The sequence below is a fragment of the Bacillus hominis genome, from assembly GCF_030348325.1.
GTDB lineage: Bacteria > Bacillota > Bacilli > Bacillales > Bacillaceae_G > Bacillus_A > Bacillus_A hominis.
Window position 1 is genome coordinate 2,262,114 of the sequence record NZ_JAUCFS010000005.1, and the last position, 12,484, is coordinate 2,274,597.

At 33.0% G+C, this 12,484-nt stretch carries 8 protein-coding genes and 3 pseudogenes; 8 read left to right on the forward strand and 3 right to left on the reverse strand.

Annotated elements, in window-relative coordinates; all coding sequences use genetic code 11:
- The first annotated feature begins 105 nt into the window (after nucleotides 1-105).
- The 3 genes and pseudogenes from QUF93_RS14190 to QUF93_RS14200 all read left to right on the forward strand — a co-directional run bounded on the left by QUF93_RS14190 (nucleotide 106) and on the right by QUF93_RS14200 (nucleotide 3,825).
- The gene (locus tag QUF93_RS14190; RefSeq protein WP_289375485.1) at nucleotides 106-1,149 is read left to right on the forward strand and encodes an aspartate-semialdehyde dehydrogenase; all 1,044 of its coding nucleotides are present in this window, start codon (nucleotides 106-108) and stop codon (nucleotides 1,147-1,149) included.
- A 268-nt stretch (nucleotides 1,150-1,417) separates the two neighbouring features.
- A pseudogene (locus QUF93_RS14195) lies at nucleotides 1,418-1,796 on the forward strand (PBSX family phage terminase large subunit); the annotation flags it as partial.
- 283 nt (nucleotides 1,797-2,079) lie between these two features.
- Nucleotides 2,080-3,825 (forward strand): GMC family oxidoreductase, encoded by a 1,746-nt coding sequence (locus QUF93_RS14200; protein WP_289375486.1) that lies wholly within the window; start codon nucleotides 2,080-2,082, stop codon nucleotides 3,823-3,825.
- Between the two features lie 511 nt (nucleotides 3,826-4,336).
- Here QUF93_RS14200 and QUF93_RS14205 read toward each other — a convergent pair.
- Complete coding sequence (locus QUF93_RS14205; protein ID WP_289375487.1) at nucleotides 4,337-4,675, reverse strand: LysR family transcriptional regulator substrate-binding protein; 339 nt, start codon at nucleotides 4,673-4,675, stop codon at nucleotides 4,337-4,339.
- Between the two features lie 202 nt (nucleotides 4,676-4,877).
- Here QUF93_RS14205 and QUF93_RS14210 point away from each other — a divergent pair, with 202 nt between their 5' ends.
- The 4 genes and pseudogenes from QUF93_RS14210 (at nucleotide 4,878) to QUF93_RS14225 (ending at nucleotide 9,690) form a co-directional block, all read left to right on the forward strand.
- Nucleotides 4,878-5,762, forward strand: coding sequence for a GNAT family N-acetyltransferase (locus QUF93_RS14210; RefSeq protein ID WP_289375488.1), 885 nt, complete (start codon nucleotides 4,878-4,880; stop codon nucleotides 5,760-5,762).
- A 19-nt stretch (nucleotides 5,763-5,781) separates the two neighbouring features.
- Nucleotides 5,782-5,895 (forward strand): annotated as a pseudogene (locus QUF93_RS14215) (DUF1349 domain-containing protein); the annotation flags it as partial.
- 251 nt (nucleotides 5,896-6,146) lie between these two features.
- Nucleotides 6,147-7,901 carry an ABC transporter ATP-binding protein gene (locus tag QUF93_RS14220; protein WP_289375489.1) on the forward strand — a complete coding sequence of 585 codons (1,755 nt, stop codon included), beginning with the start codon at nucleotides 6,147-6,149 and terminating at the stop codon, nucleotides 7,899-7,901.
- Nucleotides 7,894-9,690, forward strand: coding sequence for an ABC transporter ATP-binding protein (locus QUF93_RS14225; protein WP_289375490.1), 1,797 nt, complete (start codon nucleotides 7,894-7,896; stop codon nucleotides 9,688-9,690). Before QUF93_RS14220 ends, QUF93_RS14225 begins: the two co-directional genes overlap by 8 nt.
- A gap of 68 nt (nucleotides 9,691-9,758) precedes the next feature.
- Here QUF93_RS14225 and QUF93_RS14230 read toward each other — a convergent pair.
- Nucleotides 9,759-9,986, reverse strand: a pseudogene (locus QUF93_RS14230) (tyrosine-type recombinase/integrase); the annotation flags it as partial.
- 42 nt (nucleotides 9,987-10,028) lie between these two features.
- A complete protein-coding gene (locus tag QUF93_RS14235; RefSeq protein WP_289375492.1) occupies nucleotides 10,029-11,252 on the reverse strand; it encodes an ATP-grasp domain-containing protein in 1,224 nt (407 codons plus the stop codon).
- Between the two features lie 123 nt (nucleotides 11,253-11,375).
- On the opposite strand from QUF93_RS14235, the gene QUF93_RS14240 reads away from it, so the two are divergent.
- Nucleotides 11,376-12,473: a YheC/YheD family endospore coat-associated protein gene (locus tag QUF93_RS14240; RefSeq protein WP_289375493.1), complete on the forward strand. Its 1,098-nt coding sequence runs from the start codon at nucleotides 11,376-11,378 to the stop codon at nucleotides 12,471-12,473.
- The last annotated feature ends 11 nt before the right edge of the window (nucleotides 12,474-12,484 follow it).

Sequence of the window (12,484 nt, forward strand, 5' to 3'; positions counted from 1 at the left end):
ATTTGTGATCGATTATATCATGTATTTCAATTTTTCAAATGATTAAATTTCTTTTAAAATTAAGTTGTGGAGAAATTTATTCAAAGGATATTGGAGGAGAAAAAAATGAGCGAAAAGGGCTATCATGTAGCTGTTGTTGGAGCTACAGGTGCAGTAGGACAAAAAATCATTGAATTGTTAGAGCGAGAACAGAAGTTTAATATAGAAGAAGTTACATTACTTTCGTCAAAACGATCTGCTGGAAAGACAGTACAATTTAAAGGGCGAGAGATTATTATACAAGAGGCAAAAACAACTAGTTTTGAAGGGATAGATATTGCATTTTTTAGTGCTGGAGGAGAAGTTTCTAGACAATATGTAAATCACGCAGTATCTAGCGGTGCGATCGTAATCGACAACACAAGTGAATACCGAATGGCACACGATGTACCACTCGTTGTTCCAGAAGTAAATGCACACACTTTAAGGGAACATAAAGGGATCATTGCAGTTCCAAATTGCTCAGCACTACAGATGGTAACAGCTCTTCAACCAATTCGACAATCATTTGGTTTAGAACGAATTATTGTTTCAACGTATCAAGCCGTATCAGGCTCAGGAATTCATGCGATTCATGAATTAAAAGAACAGGCTAAGTCAATGCTTGCAGGTGATGAGGTGAAGAGTGATATATTGCCAGTAAAAAAAGATAAAAAACATTATCCAATTGCGTTTAATGTATTGCCTCAAGTAGATATATTTACAGACAATGATTTCACATTCGAAGAAGTAAAGATGATTCAAGAAACGAAGAAAATTTTAGAAGATCCAAATCTGAAAATGGCAGCTACATGTGTCAGAGTTCCAGTTGTATCGGGGCATTCTGAATCGGTTTATATTGAACTTGAAAAAGAAGCGACCGTTGCAGAAATTAAAGACGTACTACGGGATGCACCAGGTGTTATTTTACAAGATAATCCTAGTGAACAAATTTATCCAACGCCATTATGTGCAGAGGGTAAAAGAGATACATTTGTAGGTAGAATACGTAAAGATCCTGATACACCAAAAGGATTCCATCTTTGGATCGTTTCTGATAATTTATTAAAAGGTGCGGCTTGGAACTCAGTTCAAATCGCAGAGACATTGGTGGAAAAGGGGATTATTTAGTATAGGTTAAAAGCTGGAAAACCGTTTATGATTAAGGTTTCCCAGTTTTTACTTTATGATTGTTTTCTTTATTTCAATCAAATATAATTTGAATTTCCCTAAAGTTGAAATTTTTTCGCGAAAAGGAAAAAATAGACCGAATAAATGCATGATGTTCAGATAAAGAAAGCTAATGCTGAGATTGCTCGCCTTAAAGGTAAAGATAGTGAAGAATCCGAAGACGTTGGTTTCAAGTAAACGCTAGAAGGAAAGATAGAGGAAGTGTGGGATGACTATGACGACGCTTCCGAAGTGTAAAAAGAAACCTGCTCTCTTTAAATTTAAGCTATTTTCCAAGAAGCAGCTGAAGGTATTAACCTGGTGGAAGCCTAACAGTCCCGTTAAAGATTATGACGGGATTATTTGTGATGGCCTCCATTCGTGCTGGGAAGACAGCAACAATGGCTCTTTCCTATGTTATGCGGGCGATGGAATCATTTGAGGGTGAAAACTTTGGTATGTGTGGTAAAACCATTGGTTTACACCGTTGTAACGTTATAACATCACTCAAAAAGATGTTAAAATCTCGCGGTTATAAAGTTAAAGATCATAGAAGTGAGAATATGGTTACCATTACTAAAGATGGCGTGACAAACCTGCACATGGTGTAGGAATTTTTTCGTAAAGGGGTAGCACGTATATTTTTATACGTTAAGAGGTTCTAAAAATGCATTGCTACTAATTTTAATTGTACCGCTAGTAAGGACAATTTTGTGCAAATTTGGATGAATATGATATTCATATATAGTTAACATAACGTCCTATTATAATAACTAAGCCTTTACTAAACTATTAATCTCCTTCATAAGTACAGGCATCCAGTCCGATATATTCATAGTATATTGTACTTGAATTTGTTGTTTTAAATTTTATATTGAAAGGAATAATAGCATGTCAAAAAAATATATTTTTGATTACATCGTGATTGGTGCAGGTACTGCCGGAGGAGTAATCGCTAAAAAATTAACTGATGACAAAAAAACTTCAGTCCTCGTCCTTGAAGCAGGAACGAATATGCCAAACAGTAGCCCTTCTATTGTGACAGCAGTAAATTTAGCTAATGATAATAAGCTTTCCTTTAACGCGCTTTCTAAAATAGAGGAAAATATTGGACGTCCACTCAGATTGTTGGGTGGTAGAGTAATTGGTGGAGGCTCGCAACATAATTTTATGGCTGCAGTACGTGGCAGTCGTGATCTTTATGATACATGGGCACAATTAGTTGAAAGTAACGCATGGAATTACGATAGTATTCGCTCATTATTTATTGAAAATGAAACGTATACAGGAATGACACAAAGCCCTCAAGAACGTGGAAGTAACGGCCCTATTTTTATTAGACAACAAAACATTCCTGATCAAGGATTAATCCAAACCCTAGCACAAGCCACTTCAGATGTTTTAGGTATACCAATTGTCGAAGATTACAATACAGGCATAAGAGATTGTACATTTTTCAAAACACAATTTATCCAAAAAGAAATAGAAGATGGAAAATTTGTCCGTTCCTCTACTGCAACCGGATATTTAAATGAAAATATTGTCACGCAAGGGAATGAATACCATCCGGATGAGTTTGGGGTTGATCAAAGAAAATTGGTCATTTTTGCAAAGACAACAGTAGATAAAATTCTATTTAAAGAAAAAAAAGGGGATAGCATTGCTATTGGCGTTCAATATGTTAGGAACGGGGTGTCACAACGAAGTTATGCCAGAAAAGGAGTCATTGTCTCTGCAGGTATGTTTTCCTCGGTTATTCTACAACGTTCAGGTATCGGAAAACCGACTGATTTGGCTGCAGCAGGAATTTCAACATTAGTAGAAAACCAAAATGTTGGTCACAACTTTCAAACTCATTATGCTATTGGGATGGGAGTAGAAGTAGAAACAACTCGTCTTCTACAGGTATTGTCTGCTGACCCTGATCAGCCAATAGCATTAGGTGCTTTTAAAAAGGAAGAAGAGCTTGGCGGTCGTCGCCTTCAACTAATAGGCTTTCCACTATCAATCTTTCTCCCGATTCAAGATGTATTTATTAATCAATGGCAATTTAACCCGAACAAGCAGAGCAATGTTATAAGTCTTGCGATGACAGACCTTAACCCGAAAAGCAAAGGTAAGATTACAGTTGCACATAGCGATCCAGAAGCTTATCCATCGATTAATTTTAATCCATTAGCAAATCCTGATGACTTAAATTTTATGGTGGGTCAATATATTAAGACTTTCAATATTATGATGAAAGCTCGTGAACTAGATCCAAATGGTATATATAAGGTTGTATACCCTCCTGAAAATATATTTAATTTAACCAACGAAGAAGAAAAACGAACTCTGCTTGCTGATTACGCTAAGGCCAGCTACACAAATTTAGCTCATTATGGAGGGCAATGTAAAATGGGTAAGAGTATTGAAGATGGAGTTGTTAACGAATCCCTGAATGTATTTGGAACCAAAAATCTTAAAGTCGCTGATCTTTCCATCGCTCCTATTTTACCGGACGGCAATACGTCAATACCAGCCCAAATGATAGGATTGAATGCAGTACGATTTATTCGTGAGGATATTTCCCCATATGTGGTGAATGATAAGGAAATTAAGGATTATGAATGTAATTTGATAAGAGATAAAAAATGAATACTATATACAGCAATAATTAACATAACACAAAATTATCGGTAGCAAGAACAAGGGGAAGTCCCATTTTTACAGGGGAACCTCCTTTTTTGTTCTATCGATCTATGCAATTGTTTATACACTCCAATCTTGGCGCGGTTTTATAGTTCTCGTTTGTTACTGGATTAGCCGAAAAACTGTATAAAATCTTGCATGCTCTTAGCACGCTCTTTTTCCGAAATGCTGACGATACCCTTTTAAGAAAAAAGAAAAGACACCCTAAGGTGCCTTCCTCCGACTTGAACCATCTTAATTTTAATAATATGTATTGGACTCCCATCCGAATATTATTTTATCATGTTAAATTGTTTTGTTCCGTAAAAAATAGTGTTCAACAAAATTCAGATTCTTTACTTTCAATTAAAATCTATATTTTGTTCAAACGACCTTTTAAAAGAATCTTTTAGCATTCCTTCTAGCTCTTTTTTTGATTTCTTCAGGTTTGATCTGGTCAACGGGTTTATAACTACCATTAGTTTTGTAAAGAATGTACTGTTATTTTTAGTTGCCCAATAAATTCTTGAGTTGCAGCGCACATGTATTTATCTTTCCTATAAATAAGTCCTATATCTATTGTTGGAGTGGGGTTTTCAATTTGAATAGCTTGTATGTGCTCACTTTGCAAAAATTCTATATAAGGTTTTGGTAACACTGTAATTCCCATACCTTGTGCGACCATTTGAATTAAAGATTCCATTACATCAAATACAATTAAAGTATGAAGGAGCAACTTGAAGGAACGAAAGAATAGGTGAATTATATTTGCGCAAAATGGTGCATTTCTAATATCGGAAAGATAAGTAGGAAGCACAATTTATTATATAATAAACATATTAATATCCTAAAATATCGATATTAGTTTATTCGACTTATTATTTGGTAATCAAAACATAAAATAAATTAAACCATTCTTAAAAGTTTTATGATACTATATTGATTTGAAAGGCCTATTTTTTGAGAGCAGGTCATATAAGTATATCTAAATTAATGGAATCGACGTATGGAGGGACAACATGGGGAATGTTGAAAAAATGGCAAACTTTCTATTAGAAGAACCGAGAAGAGAACAGTTATTTCCTTTATTTGAAGAAGTATTTGGGATTACGAGCCAAACATTGCAGGATTTTTCAGAGAAAGGGTATTGGGATTATACATATAAAACATTATCATTTTTACAAGATGATAAGGCGATTGCAAATGTTGCGGCATTTTCACTTCCGCTTTTAATTAATGGTGAAAAAATAAATGCAGTGGGTATTCAATCAGTAATGACACATCCGAATTATCGTAGACGAGGATTAATGAAACAATTGTTTAGTAAGATGATAGAGGAAATTGATGAGCGATGCGAGTGTGCGGTCTTGTTTACTGAAAATCCGGAACTATATAAACCATTTGGTTTTCAAATTGTGCAAGAATATTTGATGACAGTATCATACGAAAACAAGAGTGATAAAGATTCTCAACTTAAAAAGTTAGATTTTTATAATGAAGAGGATAGACAATTAATACATGAGATTATTGAAAATGGCCAAAGGCTTTCTAATAAATTTTCAACGTTAAATTACCGCTCTTCGTTTTATTTAAATATGTATGATTCAACATGGAATGAAAACCTTTATTATTCAGAGAAATTAGATGCGCTGATTGTTTTTACAGTAGAAAATCAAAAACTAAAATTATTTGGAGTATTTGCGCCGGTAATTCCGATTTTAGATGAATTATGTGAGGAAATCTCTGGGGAATTTACGGAGATTGAATTTTATTTCTACCCAGATCAATTAGGAATTGATGATGTACAATATACAGAATTACAGACTAGTAAGTATTTAATGGTTCGAAGTAATAAAGAATTAGATTTTAAAGGTTATAAATTCCCAGTATTAACTGAGTTTTAAATATTAATTTAAATACTTTTTGATGGAGGACATAGGTAATGGGCCTGTTAAAATTGGTTTTTATACGTGTAGTCCTTCTGAAAATAATGGATTCGAGACCAAAGTTTTCGATTTTACAATTGAACAAATATAGATGGGAAAACCGCATTCTTACTAAATGAGAATGCGGTTTTTATTAAGTTAAAGATTATTCACATCAACTGGCAGTGAAAATGCCTGGTAGATTAAAGTTCCATTTTATTGACTAAAAAGGATTTAAAACTTATCATTTAATAATGTTAAATATTAATTTACATAATATACTAGAAGTAGTAAGAAAAGATCAGTTAAATAGGGAGGGATTTGAATTTTTGAGTGATAATTTCATAAAAAAGGAGATTATGTATGAAATCATTCCGTGAGTTATTACAGTATTTAAAACCATACATGTTCTTCGCTATTATTGGACCGCTATTTATGGTACTTGAGGTTGCGATGGACTTAATTCAACCGACAATAATGCAACATATTATTGATGTTGGAATTGCAAATCGGGATTTGAATTATGTAATAAAAATGGGGCTTCTTATGATAGGAGCAGCAGCAATCGGTTTAGTTGGAGGACTTGGTTGTATGATGTATTCTACAAAAGCTGCTGTTAATTTCGCTACAGATATACGAAAAGATGTGTTTGCGAAAGTAGAAACATTTTCTAGCAAAAAGCGTGATTCATTTGGAACAGGTAAATTATTAACAATCGTGACAAATGATATTACATCTATTCAATCGGCAATGACGATGACGTTACGTGTACTTGTCCGTGGACCGTTATTATTTATTGGAAGTATCATTATAGTCTTTGTAACAGCGAGAGACCTATTTCCAATTTTACTTGTTGTGGTACCCGTTTTATTAGTTGCAATTATATTGATTGCAGGTCAAGCGAGCGGTTCATTTAAACGAGTACAAGAAGCATTAGATAAAGTAAACACAAAGCTACAAGAAAATTTATCTGGTGTACGTGTTATAAAAGCATATGTAAGACAAAAATATGAAATCTCACAGTTTGAGAAAGTTAATACAAGTTTAACTGAAATAAATATTCGTGCTATACAAATTATTTCATTGATGATGCCAATTATTATGCTAGTTGTAAATGGCGGGATTGTAGCAACTTTATGGATTGGTGGCGAAAAAGTTTTTAACGGTACACTCCAAGTAGGGGCCATTTTAGCTTTTATTAACTATTTAAATATCATTTTAATGTCACTTATGTCTATTAGTATGGTATTTATTCAAATTGCCCGTGCTTTTCCATCAGCTGATCGTGTACAACAAGTCTTACATACTGAAGTTGATATTATAACTGAAGGTGACGTATATGAACCAAAGCAAGTGGATGGTAATGTAGAGTTTAAAAATGTTAGCTATAGTTATACGAAAAATAATGAATATGTTTTAAAAGATATTTCATTTACCGTACGTAAAGGTGAAAAAATAGGGATTATTGGATCTACCGGAAGTGGTAAATCTACATTGGCGAAACTATTGCCACGACTTTACGATGTTGATCAAGGTGAAATATGTATAGATGATGTTAATGTGAAAGCATACGATTTGCAAAAACTTCGTGCTTCAATTGGTTTTGTTCCACAAAAGGCACTTCTTTTTTCAGGCAGTATAGAAGAGAATTTACGTTATGGCAAAGAAGATGCCACTTATGATGAATTGGAATTAGCATCTTCATCTGCTTGTGCGACTGAGTTTATCAATAAGCTGGACGACTCTTATCAATATAACTTAACACAAGGTGCAACCAATCTATCTGGCGGTCAAAAACAACGTATATCTATTGCAAGAGCCCTAGTGAGAAAGCCATCTATTCTTGTATTAGACGATTCTACATCGGCAGTTGATGCGAAGTCAGAAGCTGTAATACAAGAAGCGTTAAGGTCGAGATATAGTGGCACAACGACATTTTTAATTGCATCAAAAATATCTTCTATTATAGATGCTGATAAAATCCTCGTTTTGAATAACGGTGAATTAGTTGGAAATGGTACGCATGAGGCTTTATTGTCAACTTGTGAAGTGTATCAGGAAATTTATCTTTCCCAAGGTGGTAACCTGCAGCAAGAAGGAGGGGAAGGACGTGCGTAATTTTCAAGGGCAATTTGGAAATAAAGGTGGACGTAACAATCCGAAAAAGGGAGAAGCAAAGAATACTAAAGGAACTATAATGCGAGTATGGAACTACATGGGGTATCAAAAAGTATCTCTTATGTTCGTTATTATTCTTGTATTTATTACGACATTACTCGGTTTACTTGGGCCATATTATATGGGTGTCATCATTGATGAATACATTGTACCAAAGGATTTAAGCGGGACAGCGAGAATGTGCATGCTGCTTATTGTGATATATGGGATAACCGTATTGTTAACTTGGTTACAAACATTTGTAATGATTAATGTTGCATTAAAGACGATACAAAAAATAAGACAAGATATTTTCGAGAAAATACAAACACTTTCATTGCGATTCTTTGATGTACGTTCTCAAGGTGATTTAATGAGCCGTGTGACAAATGATATTGATAACTTAAATCAAGCTTTGACACAAAGTGTTGTGCAAATTATTTCATCAGCGTTAACGTTTATAGGTGTAACAATTGCGATGTTTTCATTAGATTGGATTTTAGCAATTGTCACTTTAATTACAGTACCTATTATGTTTTTTGTTACAAAAAAACTAGTTGCTTATAGTGGCAAAAACTTTGCGAAGCGTCAAAAAGATTTAGGGAAATTAAATGGATTTATCGAGGAAGCTATTACAGGTGCAGACGTAACTACGTTATACGGAAAAGAAAAAGAAACCGTACATAACTTTAATGAAATTAACGAACAGCTAAGAATTTCAGCAACGAAGGCTGAAACATTTTCAGCATTTATTTTTCCAAGTATGAACTTTATTAATAACTTAGGAATGGGGCTTGTAATTGGAACTGGATCGGTAATGGTATTAAACGGAATGACAACAGTAGGTGTCATTGCAGCTTTTATTAATTATTCTCGACAATTTTCAAGGCCACTTAGTCAATTTGCAACTTTAATGAATACGATTCAAGCGGCAGTTGCTGGAGGAGAACGTGTCTTTGAAATTATGGATGAAGTACCAGAAATTCAAAACAAAAAAGATGCATTAGTTGTTCAAAAATTGCAAGGAAATGTATCGCTTGAGAAAGTTTCATTTGGATACGTGGAAAATAAAACGATTTTAAAAGATGTGAGTCTCGAGGCGAATCCTGGGGAGACAATCGCTTTAGTCGGTCCGACTGGATCAGGAAAAACGACAATCATTAATTTGCTAACTCGCTTTTATGACATTCCAAAAGGACAAATTAACATTGATGGAAAAGATATAAAGGATTATGATATTAATTCTTTGCGGAGTAAAATAGGAGTTGTCTTGCAGGATACGTATTTATTTGCAGGAACGGTTATGGATAATATTCGGTATGGACGTTTGGATGCGAGTGATGAAGAAGTAGTTGCAGCAGCAAAAGCTGCATCAGCACACTCTTTTATTAAGCATCTACCGAATCAATATGAAACAGAAATCGCTTCAGAAGGATCGAATTTAAGTCAAGGACAAAAGCAACTCCTTGCGATTGCACGAGCGATTTTAGCAGATGCAGATATATTAATTCTCGATGAAGCCACATCTAATATTGATACGAGAACAGAATTACAAATTCAAGCCGGATTAAATAATTTAATGAGAGGGCGAACGAGTTTCGTAATTGCTCACCGACTCAAAACAATTGAAAAAGCAGATCAAATACTTGTAATAAAAGATGGTAGTATTTTAGAGAGAGGAAATCATGAAACTCTCATGGAAGATGAAGGGTTTTACTTTGATCTGTATACGAGCCAGTTTAAAATTTAACGGAAATATTGATGTGAAGCGGTTTCTCGTGGAAAGGGAAACCGCTTTTTTGTTGTTTGCAAACATTGCTATCCGAAGTGTCTTTCACTAAATATTTTAACAGCATCCTCTTGCATTCCCGGTAAAACATGTGAAAAGCGATTTAAAGTTATGAAAATGTCCTTATGGTTCAATCGTTCACTTACAATTTTTAGGTGTACTCCTTGTTTTAAAAGAAGCGTTGCATGGGTGTGTCGTAAATCATGAAATTTAATGTTTTTTAATCTGGATTTTTTCAAATAGGGTTTAAATGATTGGTTATCATTGACGCATAGCGCTTTACCGTGCAACTTTTCAAGTTATTCTTTTTGGATTTCAAATGAAATTTCTTGAGCTGCTTCTAAAGCTATTTTTTTAGCTTCTGTTTTAAAATGGGATGCTGCTAAAACGTATCCACATCGATGTCCCATTGATGTAGGTGGTTTTAAGATAGTTCCTTTTTTAGGTTTTATAAAAACTTTCTCTACACCAGGATATCTAGAACTACGATTTTTCCCTGTAACTCGAATTAGTTTTCCTTTAAATTTAACTGTTAGGTAATGAGCGTACACATATTTATAATGTTTTTTATTTAGTGAAGGTTTATTTCCTAACATTAACTGAATAGTCTCTTGCACTAAGTTGATTCCATGTCCAATTTCAATTATGTCATTCATTGCTCCACCTGATATTCTGGGGTTTATCTCAATTAATTTCCAAACATCATTTATTCTCCGGAGTTCTAGATGACAAGATCCATTTTTCATATTAAAAGCCTGAATAACAGAATTAATTGCATCGAAAAGACTATTGTATAGTCTTTTGTCTACCTGTCCTAGTAAAGAATAACCAGTAACAATAAAGCGTTCAAAAAGTGTAATTTCTTGTTCAATTATTGCTATAATATGGACTTTTCCATTTTGAACTAAAACTTCGACTAAGTACTGAGGTCCATCTATATATTCTTCAAGTAGAATTTCTTCATTGGGTAGTTTTTTTAAAAGACTTTTCATAGATAAAATTAATTGATCTTTATTTTTTATTAATAATACATCTTTTGAACCTGTGGATTTGGGGGATTTTACAATAAGAGGAAAATTCATATTTTTAGTTTCTTTAAGGAAAGATGATAATGATTCTGTTGGTTTATAAGTTAAATATTTGAGTGAGATTGGTAAATCTTTAAGTACATTACGAGTCAATATTTTGTTTTCCATATGATAGATTGCTTTAGTAGATACAATATTTGAACAGAAATTTTCTGATAAACGTGCAGCTACATAAACAAAAGGATCAATAAAACTAAAGATTCCTTTTATGTTTTTCCCTGATTTTATTATTTTTTCGATTATTGTAATTATATTATCATAGTCGTTTATATCAGTAAGAATCATTTGATGTACATCGGGGAATATATTTCGTTCTTCAATAAATTTTGTTTTGTTAGTTAACAAAACAGTAAAGAAATTAAGTTTTTCGGCTGCTTTGATTGCTTCCCTACTTGATCCGGATTTATTTGTTTCAATGAAAATAATAGTATCCATTTTATGTCACCCTAACCTTAATCATTTTTTAAAACCTCAGATTTATTATTTCTATAGGTAGAATATTAAAATGAGGTTAAGCTTGTTCTGGATTTTTCTAAAAATGGTTGAATGAGGGAAAACATGAATATATATATAATGAATTTGATATTTGATTTGAAAACAATCTTTAAAAAGAGGGGAAGAGGAACCAATATGACTATAATTGGGATGCTTCATCATAGAAAAGATCCGAATATGGTAAATAGAGCATATGCTTATGCTGCTGTAGCTAAAGCTGAAGGCGTGAACTTTTTTTATTTTACTTTAGGGAAAGTAAATATAGAAACTAAGAAGATTTTAGGTAAAACTTATGAAAATGGTAAGTGGATTGAAAAAGAATTTTCTTTTCCTGATGTTATTTACAATGCAAGTGTTCATGTTAGTGATAAAAATCAGCAAATCTTTGATTATCTATATGAAAAAGTTCCGTTTACAAGTCATTCAATTGGAGATAAATTAGGTGTTTATAACAGAATAAATAGAGCAAAAAAATTTAAGCAATATCTTATTCCTTTTTATGAATTAAAAGATGTTAATAAGTTTTTTGACATGATTAATCGTTATGAAAAACTTATTATTAAACCAATTTCTGGACATCAAGGTAGTGGTATTATTTTCATTGAAAAAAATGGGATAAATTACAGTATGAATGAGTCAGAACAAATTTCATCTATTAATAAAAAACAATTACGGAGCTTTATATCTGATAAGATTCAAGAGAAAGGTTACATAGTTCAACAGTTTATTTCATGTCAAATGAAATCTGGTCATGTTTATGATTTTCGATTGCATGTTCAAAGAAATGGAGAAGGAAAGTGGGTTATTACTTCTATATTCCCGAGAATAGGTCCATTAGGAAGTATTGTATCAAATATGGCTAGGGGTGGTTATAGTACTTATTTAGATGTTTTTTTAAAAGCGGAGTTTGATAACGATTGGTATAATATTCAAAGGTATTTAGAACGATTTGCAGTAACTTTTTCTAACCATTTTAATTCTTTATATAAGGATGTATTATTTGATGAGTTAGGAATTGATGTTGGGATTGATAAGGATCAAAAATTGTGGTTATTTGAGGTGAATTGGAGACCAGGGGTACCTAATATATTTAATCTTGAATTAGATGTAGCTAGAAATTTAGTTCACTATGCTAGATATTTGGCTGATAAATATAAATAAGAAAAGGAAAA

Bases quoted from the DNA above. Each gene is read 5' to 3' on its own strand.
- QUF93_RS14190 (WP_289375485.1), top strand. From the start codon at position 106: ATGAGCGAAAAGGGCTATCATGTAGCTGTTGTTGGAGCTACAGGTGCA.
- QUF93_RS14240 (WP_289375493.1), top strand. From the start codon at position 11,376: ATGAATATATATATAATGAATTTGATATTTGATTTGAAAACAATCTTT.
- QUF93_RS14220 (WP_289375489.1), top strand. From the start codon at position 6,147: ATGAAATCATTCCGTGAGTTATTACAGTATTTAAAACCATACATGTTC.
- QUF93_RS14210 (WP_289375488.1), top strand. From the start codon at position 4,878: ATGGGGAATGTTGAAAAAATGGCAAACTTTCTATTAGAAGAACCGAGA.
- QUF93_RS14200 (WP_289375486.1), top strand. From the start codon at position 2,080: ATGTCAAAAAAATATATTTTTGATTACATCGTGATTGGTGCAGGTACT.
- QUF93_RS14235 (WP_289375492.1), bottom strand. From the start codon at position 11,252: ATGGATACTATTATTTTCATTGAAACAAATAAATCCGGATCAAGTAGG.